At 69.3% G+C, this 17387-nt stretch carries 16 protein-coding genes; 7 read left to right on the top strand and 9 right to left on the bottom strand.

Translation table 11 applies throughout. The features are described from left to right. The first annotated feature begins 71 nt into the window (after positions 1–71). Positions 72–833 carry a phosphoglyceromutase gene (locus AC3IYI_RS19160; RefSeq protein ID WP_243339478.1) on the top strand — a complete coding sequence of 254 codons (762 nt, stop codon included), beginning with the start codon at positions 72–74 and terminating at the stop codon, positions 831–833. Between the two features lie 78 nt (positions 834–911). Here the strand turns inward: AC3IYI_RS19160 and AC3IYI_RS19155 are convergent, their stop codons facing one another. From AC3IYI_RS19155 to AC3IYI_RS19135, 5 genes are all read right to left on the bottom strand, one after another. After that, positions 912–2147, bottom strand: coding sequence for a tyrosine-type recombinase/integrase (locus tag AC3IYI_RS19155; RefSeq protein ID WP_489411325.1), 1236 nt, complete (start codon positions 2145–2147; stop codon positions 912–914). A 469-nt stretch (positions 2148–2616) separates the two neighbouring features. Next, positions 2617–2853 (bottom strand): helix-turn-helix transcriptional regulator, encoded by a 237-nt coding sequence (locus AC3IYI_RS19150; RefSeq protein WP_489411324.1) that lies wholly within the window; start codon positions 2851–2853, stop codon positions 2617–2619. A gap of 250 nt (positions 2854–3103) precedes the next feature. Beyond that, positions 3104–4723, bottom strand: coding sequence for an ATP-binding protein (locus tag AC3IYI_RS19145; protein ID WP_489411323.1), 1620 nt, complete (start codon positions 4721–4723; stop codon positions 3104–3106). Continuing rightward, on the bottom strand, positions 4720–5376 hold the full coding sequence (locus AC3IYI_RS19140; RefSeq protein WP_489411322.1) for an HNH endonuclease: 657 nt from the start codon (positions 5374–5376) through the stop codon (positions 4720–4722). The genes AC3IYI_RS19145 and AC3IYI_RS19140 overlap by 4 nt, the downstream gene beginning before the upstream one ends. Then, a complete protein-coding gene (locus AC3IYI_RS19135; RefSeq protein WP_489411321.1) occupies positions 5373–6509 on the bottom strand; it encodes a GntR family transcriptional regulator in 1137 nt (378 codons plus the stop codon). The genes AC3IYI_RS19140 and AC3IYI_RS19135 overlap by 4 nt, the downstream gene beginning before the upstream one ends. Positions 6510–6719: 210 nt before the next feature. Between AC3IYI_RS19135 and AC3IYI_RS19130 the strand changes: the two genes are divergently transcribed. From AC3IYI_RS19130 to AC3IYI_RS19120, 3 genes are all read left to right on the top strand, one after another. Continuing rightward, positions 6720–7052 (top strand): GntR family transcriptional regulator, encoded by a 333-nt coding sequence (locus tag AC3IYI_RS19130; protein WP_489411320.1) that lies wholly within the window; start codon positions 6720–6722, stop codon positions 7050–7052. A gap of 161 nt (positions 7053–7213) precedes the next feature. Continuing rightward, on the top strand, positions 7214–8461 hold the full coding sequence (locus AC3IYI_RS19125) for an NsdA family TPR-like regulatory protein (protein ID WP_489411319.1): 1248 nt from the start codon (positions 7214–7216) through the stop codon (positions 8459–8461). Between the two features lie 121 nt (positions 8462–8582). After that, entirely contained in the window at positions 8583–9152 is a 570-nt protein-coding gene (locus AC3IYI_RS19120; RefSeq protein ID WP_489406380.1) for a histidine phosphatase family protein, read from the top strand. 46 nt (positions 9153–9198) lie between these two features. Here AC3IYI_RS19120 and AC3IYI_RS19115 read toward each other — a convergent pair whose 3' ends face one another. Both AC3IYI_RS19115 and AC3IYI_RS19110 read right to left on the bottom strand, forming a co-directional pair. Continuing rightward, the gene (locus AC3IYI_RS19115; protein ID WP_489411318.1) at positions 9199–10332 is read right to left on the bottom strand and encodes an IS630 family transposase; all 1134 of its coding nucleotides are present in this window, start codon (positions 10330–10332) and stop codon (positions 9199–9201) included. Positions 10333–11562: 1230 nt separating this feature from the next. Beyond that, positions 11563–11784: a YozE family protein gene (locus AC3IYI_RS19110; protein ID WP_272259715.1), complete on the bottom strand. Its 222-nt coding sequence runs from the start codon at positions 11782–11784 to the stop codon at positions 11563–11565. 698 nt (positions 11785–12482) lie between these two features. Here AC3IYI_RS19110 and AC3IYI_RS19105 point away from each other — a divergent pair. Then, positions 12483–13943, top strand: coding sequence for an FG-GAP-like repeat-containing protein (locus tag AC3IYI_RS19105; RefSeq protein WP_489411317.1), 1461 nt, complete (start codon positions 12483–12485; stop codon positions 13941–13943). Positions 13944–14195: 252 nt separating this feature from the next. Here AC3IYI_RS19105 and AC3IYI_RS19100 read toward each other — a convergent pair whose 3' ends face one another. Both AC3IYI_RS19100 and phoU read right to left on the bottom strand, forming a co-directional pair. Next, positions 14196–14348, bottom strand: coding sequence for a hypothetical protein (locus AC3IYI_RS19100; RefSeq protein ID WP_243339483.1), 153 nt, complete (start codon positions 14346–14348; stop codon positions 14196–14198). A gap of 142 nt (positions 14349–14490) precedes the next feature. Further along, the gene (gene phoU, locus AC3IYI_RS19095) at positions 14491–15168 is read right to left on the bottom strand and encodes a phosphate signaling complex protein PhoU (protein WP_030858619.1); all 678 of its coding nucleotides are present in this window, start codon (positions 15166–15168) and stop codon (positions 14491–14493) included. Between the two features lie 236 nt (positions 15169–15404). On the opposite strand from phoU, the gene phoR reads away from it, so the two are divergent. After that, complete coding sequence (phoR, locus tag AC3IYI_RS19090; protein ID WP_489411316.1) at positions 15405–16649, top strand: two-component system sensor histidine kinase PhoR; 1245 nt, start codon at positions 15405–15407, stop codon at positions 16647–16649. 5 nt (positions 16650–16654) lie between these two features. Beyond that, entirely contained in the window at positions 16655–17326 is a 672-nt protein-coding gene (gene phoP / locus AC3IYI_RS19085; protein ID WP_466527820.1) for a two-component system response regulator PhoP, read from the top strand. Positions 17327–17387 lie beyond the last annotated feature (61 nt).

Here is a 17387-nt window from a genome sequence, read left to right as displayed (position 1 = left end):
CAATCGGGGACCGTTCGCACGCCGTCCATACCGCGCGCGGGGGGCGGGGTGCGTCCATTAGGCTCGTACGCATGGCCGACGCACCGTACAAGCTGATCCTCCTCCGCCACGGCGAGAGCGAATGGAACGCGAAGAACCTGTTCACCGGCTGGGTGGACGTCAATCTCAACGAGAAGGGCGAGAAGGAGGCAGTCCGCGGTGGCGAACTCCTGAAGGACGCCGGACTTCTCCCCGACGTGGTTCACACGTCCCTCCAGAAGCGCGCGATCCGCACCTCCCAGCTCGCGCTGGAGGCCGCCGACCGCCACTGGATCCCCGTCCACCGCTCCTGGCGCCTGAACGAGCGCCACTACGGCGCGCTCCAGGGCAAGGACAAGGCCCAGACCCTCGCCGAGTTCGGCGAGGAGCAGTTCATGCTGTGGCGCCGCTCGTACGACACCCCGCCGCCGGCGCTCGAGGACGGTACGGAGTTCTCGCAGTCCGGGGACCCGCGCTACGCCTCCATCCCGCCGGAGCTGCGCCCGCGTACCGAGTGCCTCAAGGACGTCGTCGTCCGCATGCTCCCGTACTGGTACGACTCGATCGTCCCGGACCTGCTGGACGGCCACACCGTCCTGGTCGCCGCGCACGGCAACTCCCTGCGCGCGCTGGTCAAGCACCTCGACGGGGTCTCCGACGCCGACATCGCGGGCCTGAACATCCCGACCGGCATCCCGCTCTCCTACGAGCTGGACGCCGACTTCAAGCCCCTCAACCCGGGCGGCACCTACCTCGACCCGGACGCCGCCGCGGCCGCCATCGAGGCCGTCAAGAACCAGGGCAAGAAGAAGTAGGTAAAGCGATCACGCCCCTGACCTGCGCACACGGCGCAGATCAGGGGCATTCGTTTGCCCTGGGCCCTCTGTGGGCCCTCAGCGTGGGGGACCGTCCGGCCGCAGAGCCCTGCCGAGAGCCTCCCGCGCGCGGTCGCGGCTGCTGGGCATGAGGTGCGCGTACACCTTCAAGGTGAGCCCCGGATCCGAGTGACCCAGGTACTCGCTCACGGCCTTGATGCTCTCTCCCACGTCCAGGAGCACGGACGCGTAAAAGTGCCTTAGCGCGTGCATGCCGTGCTCCCGAGCGGCGGCGTGCTCGCGGCTCTTAGCCGCGGGGATGACGCCTGCCTTGGCGAGTGCGGGCTTCCAGTGGTCTTCGTTCACCGATGTGCGCCACAGGTGCCCGCCCTGCGGGCCGGTGAAGATCAGGCGCTTCGTGACGGGCTGGCCGCCGGCGCGCATCCAGGGCAGCGTGATCTCCACGGGTGGGAAGAGCTTCATGTGCGCCTTGAGCGCGTCCGCCACGGGGTCGGGCAGCGGTACGTCGCGCAGCTTGCCGCCCTTTGGCGGGGCGAACACGGGCACGCTCAGGCTCTGCTTGAGCTGGTGGACGACATGAAGCGTCCCGTTGTCGAAGTCGAGTTCTTCCACGGACAGCCCCAGGATCTCGCCCTGCCGCAACCCGCAGCCGGCGCCCACGTCCACCATGGGCTGGAACCGTTCGACCAGGGCGCCCCGCATGGCGAAGACCCGATCCGGCTGCCAGGGGACCACACGGCGCGCGCCCATCTCCGGGAGTGCCACCGTGCGCGAGTTGCAGGGGTTCCGGGGCAGGCAGCCGTCTTCGACGGCGGCGCTGAGGACGGCGCGCACGTTGGAGAAGATGACGCGGGCGTACGAGCCGGACATGCCGGAGGCTTCGAGCTGCGTCACGAACTCGCGGATGTGGCTCGGCTGGAACGAGCCCAGCGGCCGGTCCCCGATGCGCGGGAAGGCGTGGAGCTTGAGCTGGGACGTCATCGACGCTCGGGTGTTCGGGTCGCCGCTCTGGCTCGCCAGCCACTTTTCCGCGAACTCCTTGAAGGACGTCCGGGCCGCGCTCGGGTCGATGTACTGGCCGCGCGCCACGTCGGCGCGGATGGTGCTGAGCCACTGCTCGGCGAGGCGCTTCTGCCCGTCCTCGAAGGACTTGGACTTCTGCTTGCCGTCGGGGGCGAAGTAGCGCGCCCTGTAGCGCATGCCGGTGCCGTGGCGAGCGGTCTTGGTGCGGACGGTCTTGCCGTTGTCGTCGGTCTCTGTCTTGAACCAGCGGTCTTGGATGTGGCCAGCCATGGGGCTGTGTCCTCTCGGTTGGGTGTGTCAGGGAGGCCGGACGGGGGTGTCCGGCTGGCTCCCTGCGGGAGTTCTGGGGCTGGCTGGCGGGGCGCCTCCCTGCCTCCCTGAGGGGCTGTCTGCGCAGCTCAGGTGGAGGGAGGTGGTCCAGGGAGGCGGTCAGGGAGTTCTCCCTGCCTCCCTGGTGCCTCCCTGGGTTTTGGGGCGGGGCCCCTTTACCGGTGCTACCGGGCTGGTCAGGGGCCGCTACCGCCCCCGCTACCGGGGTAAAGGGGTGGCTCTACCTGTGGCGCCCTCCCGGACGCTGTGACGGGGAGCTACTGCCTACTGCCTACCGGCTAGTGCCTACTGCCTACTGCCTACTGCCTACAGGCCTGTTCAGGGGCGGTGGGGTGGCTGTTGAAGGGGTTCTACTGCCTAGTGCCCGGTGGGCAGTAGGCAGTAGGCAGTAGCTCTGCGTGGAGGGACGTCAGGCGGCGTCGCGGGTGGCCTGTTCGTGGATCCAGGCGTGGACGGCGGCGGGGTCGTAGCGGATGTGTCGGCCGACGCGGAATCCGGGCGGGCCGGTGCGCTTCTTGCGCCAGCCGTAGATGGTCTCGATGGGGACGACGAGCATGGGGGCGAGGTCTTCGGGGGTCAGGTAGCGGTCGGGGAGTCCGGCGCGGAGGATCGCGCGGGGGTCGTTGTCCGGGCTGTTGGCGGGCATGGGCGGGGTGACTCCTCGTGTCCGTGGCAGGGGTGCTGAGGGTCGATGCGGTCGCGGTCCTAGAGAGTTGCTGTATCGCAGTGTCCGCAGCGCCCCAGCGTCCGCAGGCTCTGCATCCATGCAGGTCGGGCGCGGTTTGCGGTGTGGACGCTCGTGTGGACGCTGCGGACGCCGGCGGGGGCTAGCGTCCGCAGGGGCTGACGTGCCCGGGCCGCTGGTGCGCGGCCCGGTCCGGGGTGATCCGGCGGTGTCAGTGCTGCTCAGGGATGGTGCGGCCTTGCCCGAGTGATGCCACTTCGGGCCAGAGTGGGTCTTGTGGGGGTGTGGACGCTGCGGGCGGGGCGGGGTCGATGCGGGAGAGGACGAGTAGGCGGTGGCGGTGCCGGTCCTGGCTACGCTGCGTGTCGTCCACGGCCACCCCGATGGACCGCAGGAGCGGCGCGAGCCGTTTGATGCGCCCGCTGGCCCGGGTGGCGTCCTTGGGCCAGCCCTGCGGCCGGAACCCTCCGGGGAGCGGGAGCTGTTCAAGGAGTTGGGCGGCGGTCCCGCTCCAGGTCCCGCACTCCTCAACGAGGGTGGCCACGGCTGTGCCGAAGGGGTCCCCTTCGAGTGCGTCTCCGGCGACGTTGGCTGAGGTGGCGAGGTAGGAGTCCAGGGTGTGCCACTCCTGGACCTGGTCGACGGCGGCGAGGACGCGGGCGAAGCCGGCCATGCGGGGCATGGAGTCCAACTTGATGCCGGGCAGGACGGCGAGGACGGCCGCCAGGAGGTCGAACAGGGCGCCCAGGACGGCGGGTCGGACTGCATCGAAGGCGGCGTCGAGTTCTTCCTCGGTGCGGCGCTGGTCCTCTTCGATGAGCTGCAGGTCCAGCATGAGGAGCCGCTCTGCGAGGTCCCCGGCCAGGGCTCCGGCGTCGATGGTGGTCATGGCGAGGACCCGCCGGAAGGAGAGCACGACCACGTCGTCGTCGGTGTAGAGGGCGCGGTCCACGATCCCGTCACCGGTTACGGCCTTGCACAGGGTGTCGGAGAGCCAGGGCGGGATGGTGCTGATGTTGTCCAGGCACAGGGCCCAGGAGTTGAAGGCCTGAGCCGACCACGCCTTGACGTCCCGGGGCTGGCTCCGCTTGCTGGCGGGGGAAGGGTCGATGAGGTTGACGACCATCTGCGCCGTCTTCGACTTCCCCGTGCCCTGCTCGCCCTTGAAGGTGATCACCGGGTGCGGGATGTAGGGGATCCAGGCCGCGATGAGCCAGCCGACGAGCTGGTGGAAGGTGGGCGCGTCCATGTTCAGCAGGGCGTGGAGCTTGGCCAGGCCGTCGCCGTCCAGGACCGGGGCGGGCATGGGCGCCATGGCGCCGGAGCGGCGGAACAGGATCGGCGAGCGGTCCACGATGTGCCAGCCGCCGGCCGACACGGTCACCGCCCGGCCGTCCGCGCTGCCTAGGTCCACGACGATGCCGTTCGGGCCGCCTCCCACCCGCAGGTCCACAGGCGCGGGGTCGTCCTTCTCGGCGACTCCTTCCAGGACCATCATGGCGTCGGCCAGCGCGGACTGTGAGGCGACGTCGCCGTCGTAGGTGTCGGCGTACTTGCGGGCGAGACGCTGGCGCAGTCCGGCCCGGCCGCGCAGGGGGAGGGCGATGTTCGGTCCGTCGATCGCGACCGCGTAGGGGCGGCCGTCGGTCGAGGTGACGAACGTGTACCCCTCCCGGGCCAGCGCGACGAGCCGGGACGCTGCCGAAGGCTTCTTCCCCTCCCCGGTCGCAGCATCGGCCGGGGTCGATCGACTGGCCTTCTGCGGGCCGGTCGGGGGCTGCGGATCGGTGGTCTTGGCGTGGCCGTTCACGGTGTTCACGGCAGTGTTCACGCCGACTCCCTTCGCGGTGTGCGGGCAGGTCCGTGCGGGGCGGTACACAGTCGGGTGCGGGCGGGTCGATCGGCGGTCCGTCCGCCGTGTGAGCTGCGGTGGACGGCCATACGGGGATGACCGTGAACGGGGTGAACGCCCTGGTGAACACCCGACCGTCCACCCGAGTCGACGGCCGTGCGGTCGGCCGACTCCTGGGCCTGAGCCCGGCGCGCCAGCAGCCGCAAAACATCCGGCGTGAACATCTCGGGGGACCGGTGAACATCCACCCGATCCACCGGGCTTCCACCCGACTCGACCGGCCTCGATCCCGCAGCCGGGATGGTCGACCGGTCGAGGGGGGAAGTCGGGTGGACGCCGGGGTGAACGGCTGAAGCGTCCACCCCGTCCACCGACCCGATCAGCAGCAGCGCGATCAGGAGCGGGAAGCGATCGGCCTTGCCCCGGTTGCAGGGCAGGCAGGCCAGCACGAGCGCGCTCGCCGACCAGGTCCGGTAGAGCGAGACCGGGACGACATGGTCCATCGTTGCTTCGTCCAGGCTGCGAAACCGGTGTGAGCAGTAGGCGCACCGCCAGCCGTCGCGGGCCGCAAGCTGGGCCTTACGGGCGCGACGGCGGGCGGAGTTGAGGTGCGGCCGGGCGTGCAGACTCACGCGGCCACCGCCAGGCGGGAGACGTCCAGCGTGACGCGGTAGCCTTGGACGCCGTTGGACTCGATCAGCCCCTCGCGCCGCAGGATCGCCCAGGCGTCGTCCACGGTCGACGTGGAGACCCCGTAGCGGGCCTTCAGGTCGACTCGCCGGGGCAGACGCTCCCCGGGCTGCATCTGCGTGAGGTCGTAGCGCAGGGACTTGGCAAGCTGCGACGCCTTCGACTCCTTGCGCCGTATGCCGGTCTTGCGGGTGGTGGAGGGCTTCTTGCCCGTGGGCGGGCGCAGGACGCTCACGCAGCGGGCGGCGCCCGCAGCCTTGTCCCACCCCACGCCCAGACGCTTGGCGATCTCGTGCACCGTCAGGCCCTGGGCCTTCAGCAGCAGGATCTGACGGGACTCGGTGCTCAGCCGCAGCAGAGCCGCGCGCTTGACGTCGCTCAGCTCAGCCAGGGCCTTGCGCTCCCACTCCTCCAAATCCCCCTCCAGGGCGGCCGGGCCGCACAGGCTGGGGTTGTCGAGCTTGAGCAGCAGCACCGCGGCTTCGACCAGGCGGGCGGCGGTCGCGTCGCTGCACTCCAGGTGCTCCGCCATCAGCGAGGGGTGCAGCCCGTCCAGCTTCAGCAGCAGTGCCTGCCGCTCCGCCTCAGGCAGCCCCGCCACCATGTCCGCCAGGTAGCCGGGCAGCTCCATCAGCGCGCACTGACTCGGTACGAGCGGGCAGTAGATGTTGCAGGTGACCGGATCGGTCCAGTCGATGATCCGCTCGTTGTGGCGGGAGACGTGGAAGTAGCTGGAGATCTCCTGCTTCACCCGGAAGAACAGCACCCTCCGGGTGGCGTCCGTGTCGAATGCTCCCTCGCGCAGCAGGTCCCGTGCGCCGGTCCGGGCTACCCCGAGCCAGACGTTCTGCACGATGTCCTCGGCCAGCATCCAGGCGCCGCCCATGGCCCGGCTGTCCGTCCGCAAGCGGGAGTAGGCGAAGCGCACCAGATTCGGGGAGAACGCTTCGTACAGCTCAGCCAGCCGAGCGGACTGCGCCGGCGTCAGCGGGATGTCTTCCCCCTGCTGCAGCCGCCTCCCACACGGGCTGTTCTCATCCCGTAATGCTGTCTTCGCCTCGTTTCCAGGCATCATGGAAGTACCCCTTCAAGGGTCGGGGAGCGGCTGACTGCTTGGCGGTAGGTGGCCGCTCCCTGTTGAAGCCCTGGCGTTGACCAGGGCTTTCTTGCGTTCTTGGCGCTGTCTCAGGCGCCCTTTCGTTAACTAGCGTGCACTAGTGCGTGCTAGTCGTCAAGGGGTGTCGAGTGGTGTGCACTAGTTCGCTCTGGTGGGTACGCTCAGGGCATGACAGCTACGGGAGGACCCAAGTCGAAAGCCGCCCAAGTCGCCGACGCGCTGCGGGTGGAGGTCACGTCGATGCGTCCCGGCGAGAGGCTCCCCACGCAGAGGGAGCTGGTCGAGCGCTTCGGGTATGCCGGCCAGACCATCCAGAACGGCCTGGCCATCCTGCGGGCTGAAGGGGTGATCGTGTCTTCTGGCAACCTCGGAAACTTCGCTGCGGGCAGTGTGGGGCAGGGTGATAAGTCGGATGAGATCAAGGAAATTCGCTCCCAGATTCAGGCGTTGACTGAACGCGTCGCAGAGCTGGAATCGCGATGCGGCGCTAGTGGTGCTTGATCTGTAACCAGCTTGCTGCGTCGGGGTGTTGATCCGTAAGTGACAGCAAAGTGACAGCTCGTCAGGCAGGGGGGACACCCCCGAAGTCCCCTGACTGTCCCCTTGCGTGTCCCCAGGGGTGACAGGCAAGACTCGCGTTAGGCACTCGGGAGAGAGGGCACATGGGCGACGACAGGCCTGCATGGGCACGACGGATGGCGGCAGAGCGCGCGGCGCGGGACTGGTCGCAACGAGACGCGGTAAGGGCTCTTCGAGCCCATGCCCCAGGCGAGCTTCCCTCCGACGACAGCCTTATCCGTCAGTGGAAGCGCTGGGAGTCAGGCGCCACCCCGAACGACTTCTACCGCCCCGTCATCGCGGCTCTCTTCGGCACCGTGACGCACGCGCTCTTCCCGGCGCCCGCGCGGAGGGATGGGGAGCGGGAGATCATGGAGGCGAGCGGCATGGAGACCTTGGAGATCGTAAGTCGGCTCAATCGCTCCGACGTCGACAACGCGACGCTGGACGCGCTCCGGATCACGACCGACCGGCTGTGCTCCGAGTACCCGTTCATGCCCAGTGCGCAGCTCCTCATTGAGGGCCGTGCTTGGCTGCGGCGCGTGGTCGACCTTCACTCGAAGAGCCTCACGCTGGCCCAGCACCGCGAGGTACTCGCGCTTTCGGGCTGGCTCGCCCTGCTCGTGGGCTGTGTCGAGTACGACTCTGGCGAACGCCACGCGGCCGAGTCGACCCGCCGGGCCGCGCTCTCCATCGCCACCGAGTCCGACCATGGTGAGGTCGCGGGGTGGGCCCATGAAATGCGTGCCTGGTTCGCTCTCACGACCGGCGATTACCGGGGCGTCATCGCGGCGGCTCAGGCGGGGGCCGAGGTCGCGGAGCACCAGGGCGTCGCCGTCCAGCTCGCGGCGCAGGAAGCGAAGGCGTGGGCGCGGCTCGGAGACCGGCGGCAGGTCGAGGTAGCTCTCGACCGTGGCCGGCGCATGCTCGAAGGGATGCCGCACCCGCAGAACCTCGACAACCACTTCGTAGTGGACCCGGCCAAGTTCGATTTCTACGCGATGGACTGCTATCGACTGGTGGGCGAGGACAAGCTCGCGAGCACCCTCGCTGAGGAGGTGCTCCGCGCGGGGACGGACTTCGACGGGACGGAGCGAGCCCCCATGAGGAACGCAGAGGCTCGCGTCACGCTCGGGGTGACGGCCGCCCGAGCGGGTGACCTTGAGGGAGCCCTCATCATGGGTGAACGCGCGCTCCAGGGCGACCGGCAATCCGTGCCGTCGCTCATCATGACCAGTCGCGAACTCGCGGCGGAGATGAAGCGCCGGTACAGCGCTGAACCGGCGGCTCAGGACTACCTCGCCAACCTGCGGACGCTGGGACAGGAGAATCCTGGGTTCCTGCCCGGCTAGCGCGCTGCGCGAGCCCCGAAGCCCCGGTTTCCGGTCGGATGCCGGGGTTTCGTCTGTCCCTTGCTAGTGCCGTATCAGGCAACGTTCGCCCTGTGTTCGAGGTGAGATATGGTCCTCAGCCATGGGCGAATTGGTGTTGATCAGGCACGGCGAGACCGCATGGAGCCGGACCGGCCAGCATGCTGGCCGCACCGACCTGCCGCTGACCGAGGCCGGGGAGGACGCGGCGCGTGCGCTCGCACCTCGGCTGGCCGAACGGGAGTTCGCCGCCGTCTACAGCAGCCTGCTGACTCGCGCCGTGCGGACCGCCGAACTGGCCGGGCTGAGCGGCGCGGAGCCCGACACCGACCTGATCGAGTGGGACTACGGCCGCTACGAGGGGCTGACCGCCGAGCAAATCCAGGAACTCAAGCCCGGCTGGGAGCTGTGGCGCGACGGCGTCGACGCCGGCGAAGACCTCGGGCACGTGACGGTGCGGGTCGACGCTTTCCTCGGCCGGGTCCGGCCGCTGCTGGACAAGGGCGACGTGGCCGTCGTTGCGCACGGCCACCTGTCACGCATACTCACCGCGCGCTGGCTCGGGCTCGACGCGTCGGCCGCGCGGCAGTTCGGGCACCCGCATCCGGGGACGATCAACACGCTGGGTTACGAGCACAAGCTGCCCGTCGTGCTCGGGTGGAACGTGCCGTAATGGCGGCTGTCCATATCCCGTCCAAGGTGTAGCTACTGCCGTGCCATTAGGCGACGTTGGCGCTGTCGACGACGGAGCGTAGGCGCCGGTCGTCGGCGTGGCGATTTCGCCAGATGATGTAGCGGCGGATCATGCTGCCCTGCTCCTTGTGGCAGGCGTGGTCGGTGCCATCGAGGGTGAAGTAGCGCAGGGCGGTGAACTGGGCTTCTATGCGGTTGAGCCAGGAGCTGTTTGTAGGGGTGTAGGCGATCTCGACGTTGTTCGCCGCGGCCCAGGTGCCGACCCGCTGGCACCTCTTCGTGGTCAGGTGCGGGGAGAAGGTGTCACAGACGATCGCGATACGGACCTCGGGCGGGTAGAGGGTTCGCAGGTAGCGGCAGAACTCCAGGAACTGGGTGCGCTTCTTGACCGGCTTGATGTGGCCGTAGAGCTTGTCCTTGGCCAGGTCCAGGGCGGCGAACAGGTGCCGTACTCCGCCGTAGCGGTTGTAGGTCGCCCGCCGCCTGCGGCGGGGTTCGCGGTCGGGGTCCTTGTGTTTGCCGGAGCGTTCGGCCCACTGCCGGCCCGGGTGGGGCATCAGGTTGAGCGGCCCGAACTCGTCCATACATAAGACGACTTCGGGCTCGCCCTCCTCGGGTATGACCTCGCCGTCGGCGATCGCGTAGAGGTGTTCGACGCGGGCCTTCTTGGCCGCGTAGTCGGGGTCGCGGGAGGTCTTCCAGGTCTTCAGGCGTTGAAAGGAGACGCCTTCCTCGCGGAGCAGGATGCGCAGGCCCTCGTGGCTGATGTCGTCGACCACCCCCTCGGCGACCAGAAAGTCCGCCAGCTTGGTCAGGCTCCAGGTCGAAAAGGGCAGGTCGTGTTCGGTCGGCTTGGACTTCGCGATCTTCTTGATCTCGCGCCGCTCGGGCAGGGTGAACGTCCTGGGCCGGCCGCCCTTGTACTTCGGATACAGGGAGACGAAGCTGTCGGCGTTGAAGTTGTGGATCACATCCCGGACCCGGTCCGCGCTGGTGAACGTCACCCCGGCAATCTTCGCCACCGGCATGCCCTGGGCGGACAGCAGGACCATCTGGGCCCGCCGCCAGGTCACTACCGACCCGGTTCCCCGGCGGATGATCCGAAGCAGCCGTCTGCCTTCGTCATCGTCGATCTCGCGTACACGTACTCGTTCTGCCACCCGGACAGGGTGACGGCCACGCGTCGCCCGGCACAGCACCGGGACGGCGCGTCACATCACAACAGGGCAAACGTTGCCTGTTAAGGCACTAGTCGCTAGTTCCCAGGTCAGATGCCCTTCAAGTTGCTAGGACTGGTGCTAGACCTAGCGACCCCTGTTGCTAGACCTAGCACCTGTTTCCGGGGCTCTGCGAGTCGGAGAAGGAGCTAGAAGGAGCGGCCTTCGGCCGCCGACCCCTGGCAGCTCGCTGCGCTCGCGCTCGCCGCTCACTTGGGCATGGCCGTGTGGGCGACTGGCGGGGCGTCATGGGTGTGACGCCCCGGCGTTACGCCTCGTTGCGCGTGACGGCCTGGCTGGCCTCGGTGCCTGGACCTGCGTGACTTGGGCGTCACGGCTGCCGTGACGCCCGTGACGCCCAGCCTCCTTCCGAGGCGCCGTGGGGCGGTTACCGGTTACCGGTTACAGGCCCCGTGGACGCCGGTTCGCGCTGTTCAGGGTGGGGAAGGGCGGTGTCTTCGGCCTGTAACCGGTAACCGGTAACCGCGTCCGATGTCTCTGACCGTTTGGTCTCCCTGCCGTCGCCCGCCGGCCGCCGTATGGAAGAGGCCACCCGGTCGCGCCTCGGTGGCCTCTTCGTCCCCCGGCCGCGCCGAGTGGGGGCATAGCGTCCGCAGGCCTTCCGCTAGAGACAGCTTTGACCTGCGCTGATGCTCTTAGCCTGGGGCGGGTGTTGCGGACGCTGCGGACACTGCCGGACGCTAGCCAATTCTCGTAGCGTCCGCACGATTCGGGCAGGTCAGAGCAGAGCGAGAGTGTCCAGCGGACGCTGCGGACACTGTCTTCCCTCAACTCTCTAGGACGGCAGGTGCCCCCCGGCTAAGAGCTGCAAGTCGCCCGTGGCCCCGACGGCTCTTCAGGTGGCTGCGACCGTCTTCTCTGAAGAGCCGTCGTTGCCTGCGACTGGAGCGGCCTTCCAAGGGTGCGGGCGCCCCCACCCGCCCTCTTGGAAGGCCCCCTCCCACGTGGCTCTTCTACTGGGTAGTGGGGTGCCCGCCCCACTACCCAGTGGGACACCCCACTAGAGCCCGTGGGGCCCTTCAACAGCCCGTTTCTACTGGGGACCCCACTACCCACTACCCAGTAGGCGCCCAGGTTCGGCGGTAACTTCCCGCAGGCACAGGCAAGAGGAGCACCCCCGCCAACGTCGGGGGTGCTCCTCTTGCTTGTGTGTTACCCCTCCTGCCGAGCCTCGTAGAGCTCCCACGCACGTTCCAGGGTCTCCACCGCAGCCGGGATCGCGCCCCGCTCCTCCAGATACTCCCGTTGGCCGCTGAGCTGCCGCCGACTTGGCCAGTCGGGATCGGCAGCGACATCACGCGCCAAGTCACCGATCGCGCTCTGATCCTTCGCGTGCGTCTTCAACCACGATGTGAAGCCTTGGGTTCGACTCATTCCGGCATCGTTCCACCACCTCGGCGGCGCGGTGGGGGAAACGGCAATCCCCAAGCCCACCCCCTGAAGCGCTCCTCTTTGGAAGGCCCGAGTGCGAACCCGGTAGCCGCCACGTTCCCGGAGTCTCGCCGGCCGGGGCGCCGATGGGTCGCCGCCCGGAGGGCGGTTCTTCCCGTCCTTGTCTGTGTCGCTTGTCGCCTCAAGGGGAAAGGCGCCCGAGAAATCGGCAGGCAAGCTGATGAGCTGCGAAAACAAGGACGGCAAGCGACAAGCGACAAGACAAGCGACAAGCAAGCCGGGGCACGGCCCTGAGGCGGTGGACGCGGCTGGTGGTGGCGCGGGAATCAGATCAAGGGCCGAACCTGGGCCCTCGCTGGGCCCTCCGAGGGTGACAAACGTCGACGGGTAACGACCAACGATGACCGCTCGGATGCAGGTCAGCGCAGGTGCCCAAGCCCGTGAGCAGGGGCCAAAGATGGGCCCGCCAGACCCAGGGCAAGAAGAAGTAGCACGAGCGGTCACGCCCCCGGTCTGCGCACACGGCGCGGACCGGGGGCGTTCGTCTGTCCCGGGGCCCGTCATGGGCCCGGGCCCGGGCCCATGACGGGTGCGCCGCGGTGTGGTATCTCGTACAACCGTTCCGGCCCAACGGGAGTCTTAGGGGCGGACATTGGATCGAGTTTTTGGGGGAACCGGCCGTGAGGCGCCACATCCATCACGCCGTCGCAGTGATCGCGACGCTCACCACGTTCACCGGAGGCCTGCTGGCCGCCACGGGCACCGAGGCCGAGGCGGCGACGACCGGTCCCGCGGCCACCCGGTACGCCGACGACTTCAACGGCGACGGCTACCACGACCTGGCGATCGGCGCCCCGGACGCCGCCGTGAACGTCACGGGCACGGACGGGGTCATCACCCCCGTGTACGCCGCGGGCTACGTGACCGTCTCCTACGGCGGCCAGTACGGCGCCCAGAAGACCGGCCTGAAGGTCATCACCCAGAACAGCCCCGGCATACCGGGTGACCCGACGGCGAACCGGGCCTTCGGGGCGGTCCTCACCAACGGCGACTTCAACGGCGACGGCTACGCGGACCTCGCCGTGGGCGCGCGGGACGAAACGGTCACCCTGATCTGGGGCAGCGCCACGGGCCTCAAGGGCGCCACCACGATGGCCGACCCGCAGAAGAAGCCCGGCTACGGCGTCGTCCTGAAGGCCGGTGACTTCACCGGTGACGGCAGGACCGACCTCGTCGTCGGCTACTCCACCTCGCTCCGGCTGTTCCGCGGCCCCTTCAAGGCGGACGGCTCGCCGCTCTCGACGCAGGCGGTGGACCTCGGCCGCGACTACCCCGTCTTCGGGGCGGAGGACGCGCAGAACCGGATCGCGGTGGGCCGGATCAACAAGGGCGCCATCGACGACCTCGTGGTCCTCGGCGAGCGCAGGAACTACGACGAAGCGATGCGGGGCCGGGTGCTCCTCGGCGGGACGTCCGGACTGCGCTTCACCCCGGTCACCATCCGCGGCGGCGGCAGCGTCGCCATCGCGGACTTCGACAAGGACGGCTACGGCGACATCGCGGTGGGCGACTCCGCGGTCCAGATCGACACCGACTACGCCGCGGGCGTGGTCCGGATCAACTACGGCTCCGCCAACGGCGTGGACGACACCCGTGGCGTCCGGACGTTCACCGAGGACAGCGACGGCCTCCCGGGCACCGTGGAGAAGTACGACCGCTTCGGCCACTCCGTCGCCGCGGCCGACCTCAACCTGGACGGCAACCCCGAGCTGATCATCGGCGCCCTGGGCGAGCGGAAGGCCACCTGCGAGCACTGCTACATCAGCGGCGGCGGCTTCTACGTGCTGAAGGGCACGGCCAAGGGCGTCACCGGCATCGGCGCCGCCTGGTACGCGCACAACGCGCCGGGCCTGCCCACGCCCGCCGGCACGTTCCGCATCCCCTCGCTGCTCAAGGTCACCGACCTGAACAACGACAAGCAGCCCGAGCTCACCTTCGCGGTCGCGGCGACCGTCCCGCAGGTCTGGTCCGTCGGCACGAAGGACGGCAAGGTCGCCGGGACCTCGCCCACCCGCGTCGTCAACCCGCCGGCCGACTCCCGGGTCACCACCGGCACCGAGTTCGGCATACTGGCCCGCTGACCGGGGTCCGAGGCCAGCCCCCCACCTGCCGCTCCTCGGCGGATGGGGGCTTCTCGTTGCCGTAAGCCCCGCCGGTCACGGGCCGCAGCGGCCGGGCCGCGTCGCGCGCTCGGAGATCCTGCGGTCCATCTCCGCGCGCCACGCACGGCCGTGTCCTCCTCGCTCGGACCGGTGCGAAGGGCCCCGGCCGACGGGGTGTCGGACGGGGCCCTTCGTGTACGGGTGGCCAGACGGGCGGCCAGACGGGCGGCCTCAGCCGCCGCACTGGCAGGGGGCGCCGGACTGGCAGCCGCAGCCGCAGCCCGAGCCGCAGCCGCAGGCCGCGAGCAGGGGCAAGCGCAGGCGCAGGCCCTCCGGGGGCTGCGCCTCCTGCTCCGGGGTGATGGGGACGGGGGAATCGGGCATGGATCCTCCTCGTAGGCGTTGTGCCTTCGCCCTCATTCATGCCCAGCCCGGCCCCCGCGTCAACGGCGCATTGGGGGCTCGTTGTTGATCCGGGCCCCGTCGATCGGGTCCCGTCGATCCAGGCCCCGCCGGCCCCTACGGCTCAGACGCCCTCGACCTGCGTGGGCGCCTGGAGCTCGTCCGCGTGCTCGCCCGTCACCAGGTAGACCACGCGCTTGGCGACCGACACCGCGTGGTCCGCGAAGCGCTCGTAGTAGCGACCCAGCAGCGTCACGTCGACCGCCGTCTCGATGCCGTGCTTCCAGCGGTCGTCCATCAGGTGCTGGAACAGCGTGCGGTGCAGCTGGTCCATCTCGTCGTCGTCCTGCTCCAGCTGGAGCGCCAGGTCGACGTCCTTCGTGATGATGACCTCGGCGGCCTTCGCCATCAGCCGCTGCGCGAGCTGCCCCATCTCCAGGATGGTCGCGTGCAGGTCGCGCGGGACCGCCGTGTCCGGGAAGCGCAGCCGCGCGAGCTTGGCCACGTGCTGCGCCAGGTCGCCGGAGCGCTCCAGGTCGGCGCTCATGCGCAGCGAGGTGACGACGATGCGCAGGTCGGTGGCGACCGGCTGCTGGCGCGCGAGCAGCGCGATGGCACGGGCCTCCAGGTCGTGCTGGAGGTCGTCCACCTTCTGGTCGGCGGCGATGACGCTCTCGGCGAGCTTCAGGTCGGCGTCGAGCATCGAGGTCGTGGCCCGCCCGATGGCGGAGCCGACCAGCCGGGCCATTTCGACCAGGCCTTCACCGATCGAGTCCAGTTCCTCGTGGTACGCGTCACGCATGTCTCGTGTCCCTCTCTCGACCTACTACGACCTACTACCGCCTACTGCAAGTACTGCCCAGGGAGCGGGCCGGTGCGGCCATCGGCCCCACGTTGCCACGGTGAACCCCGAACGCGACCGACTCCGGCATCCCAAGTGAATCAGCACGGTCGTCAGGGTGAACTCTGGGCGACGACTGTTCGAGGTGCCACCCGAACGGCTGTGGAAGTGTCCCCCGGCCTGCTTAACCTGGAGTCATGGACGTGAACGCGGCGGTCGCCGCAGCTGCAGCGATCGCCGGTCTTTGCACCGGTGTGATCGCGATGCTGGCGTTCCGCTGGAGCGAGCGCGACCAAGCCCGCCCCACCCGGAGCTCCATGCGCCCCGACATCAATGCGGTGCTCCCACCAGGAGTGGACACCGTCCTCTCCGTGCTCCGCTCCTCCGCCGTCGTACTCGACGAAGGGGACGCGGTGGTCAAGGCCAGCTCGGCGGCATATGCCCTCGGCCTGGTCCGCGGCGGCAAGCTGGCCGTGGAGCCGATGCTCCACATGGCCCGCGACACCCGGCGCGACGGGGAGATACGCCAGGTCGAGCTCGACCTGCCCCGGCGCGGCACCGGCCGCGGCGAAGCGCTCGCCGTCTCGGCACGCGTCGCCCCACTCGGCTCCCGCCTGGTGCTCCTCCTCGTGGAGGACCTCACCGAGGCCCGCCGCATCGAGGCCGTACGCCGCGACTTCGTCGCGAACGTGTCGCACGAGCTCAAGACCCCGGTCGGTGCGATCTCCCTGCTCTCCGAGGCCGTCATGGACGCCTCGGACGACCCCGAGGCGGTCCACCGCTTCGCCGGCCGCATGCAGATCGAGGCCACCCGCCTGATCAACCTCGTACAAGAACTCATCGACCTCTCCCGGGTACAGAACGACGACCCCCTGGAGGACGCGGAGCCCGTCCGCGTGGACACGCTCGTGGCCGAGGCCATCGATCGCTGCCGCCACACGGCCTCCGCGAAACAGATCACCATGGCCGCCGGCGGCACCGCCGACCTGCGGGTATGGGGCAACCGGGGGCAGCTCGCGGCCGCCCTCGGCAACCTGGTCGAGAACGCCGTCAACTACAGCCCCGCCCGCACCCGCGTCGGCATCGCCGCGCGCCGGGTCACCGCGCCGGGTGGAGACTTGATCGAGATAGCCGTGACCGACCAGGGCATCGGCATCCCGGAAAAGGACCGCGAGCGCATCTTCGAACGCTTCTACCGTGTGGACCCGGCCCGCTCCCGCGCCACGGGAGGAACCGGCCTGGGCCTTGCGATCGTGAAGCACGTAGCGGCTTCGCACGGCGGGGAGGTGTCGGTATGGAGCTCGGAGGGTCAGGGTTCCACGTTCACCCTGCGACTCCCCGAAGCGGCCGCGCCGGTCCCGGCGACGGCCTCCGCACCCGCCAACACCCAGCTCGAACCTCACACCGCACCAGCCATCCCTGCCCCGGAGGTCCTTCCGTGACCCGAGTGCTAGTCGTCGAGGATGAGGAATCCTTCAGCGACGCCCTGTCCTACATGCTCCGCAAGGAGGGCTTCGAGGTCGCGATCGCCGCGACCGGGCCCGACGGGCTCGACGAGTTCGAGCGCAACGGCGCCGACCTCGTCCTCCTCGACCTGATGCTCCCCGGCCTGCCCGGCACCGAAGTCTGCCGGCAGCTCCGCGGCCGCTCCAACGTCCCCGTGATCATGGTGACCGCCAAGGACAGCGAGATCGACAAGGTCGTCGGGCTGGAGATAGGAGCCGACGACTACGTCACGAAGCCCTTCTCCTCGCGGGAGCTGGTCGCCCGCATCCGCGCGGTCCTGCGCCGCCGCGGCGAGCCGGAAGAGGTCACCCCGGCGGCCCTGGAAGCGGGCCCCGTCCGGATGGACGTCGACCGCCACGTGGTCACCGTCGCCGGAGCCAAGGTGGACCTCCCGCTGAAGGAGTTCGACCTGCTGGAGATGCTGCTGCGCAACGCGGGCCGCGTACTGACCCGCATGCAGCTCATCGACCGGGTCTGGGGCGCCGACTACGTCGGCGACACCAAGACCCTCGACGTCCACGTCAAGCGCCTGCGCGCCAAGATCGAGCCGGACCCGGGCGCCCCGCGCTACCTGGTCACGGTCCGTGGCCTCGGCTACAAGTTCGAGCCGTAAACCGTAAGCCGTACGCACACATACGGGAACGGCCCCCGTCCGCATCGAGCGGACGGGGGCC

It is taken from the genome of Streptomyces sp. GL_148, assembly GCF_057834205.1.
The sequence above is the reverse complement of the archived record's forward strand: the minus strand, read 5'-3'. Positions and strand labels throughout refer to the sequence as shown.

Coding starts and splice junctions, on each gene's coding strand:
- AC3IYI_RS19100 (WP_243339483.1), bottom strand. CDS start 14,348: ATGCCCGATTCCCCCGTCCCCATCACCCCGGAGCAGGAGGCGCAGCCC.
- AC3IYI_RS19125 (WP_489411319.1), top strand. CDS start 7,214: ATGGGCGACGACAGGCCTGCATGGGCACGACGGATGGCGGCAGAGCGC.
- AC3IYI_RS19135 (WP_489411321.1), bottom strand. CDS start 6,509: ATGATGCCTGGAAACGAGGCGAAGACAGCATTACGGGATGAGAACAGC.
- AC3IYI_RS19160 (WP_243339478.1), top strand. CDS start 72: ATGGCCGACGCACCGTACAAGCTGATCCTCCTCCGCCACGGCGAGAGC.
- AC3IYI_RS19150 (WP_489411324.1), bottom strand. CDS start 2,853: ATGCCCGCCAACAGCCCGGACAACGACCCCCGCGCGATCCTCCGCGCC.
- phoR (WP_489411316.1), top strand. CDS start 15,405: ATGGACGTGAACGCGGCGGTCGCCGCAGCTGCAGCGATCGCCGGTCTT.
- AC3IYI_RS19120 (WP_489406380.1), top strand. CDS start 8,583: ATGGGCGAATTGGTGTTGATCAGGCACGGCGAGACCGCATGGAGCCGG.
- AC3IYI_RS19110 (WP_272259715.1), bottom strand. CDS start 11,784: ATGAGTCGAACCCAAGGCTTCACATCGTGGTTGAAGACGCACGCGAAG.
- AC3IYI_RS19130 (WP_489411320.1), top strand. CDS start 6,720: ATGACAGCTACGGGAGGACCCAAGTCGAAAGCCGCCCAAGTCGCCGAC.
- phoU (WP_030858619.1), bottom strand. CDS start 15,168: ATGCGTGACGCGTACCACGAGGAACTGGACTCGATCGGTGAAGGCCTG.
- AC3IYI_RS19155 (WP_489411325.1), bottom strand. CDS start 2,147: ATGGCTGGCCACATCCAAGACCGCTGGTTCAAGACAGAGACCGACGAC.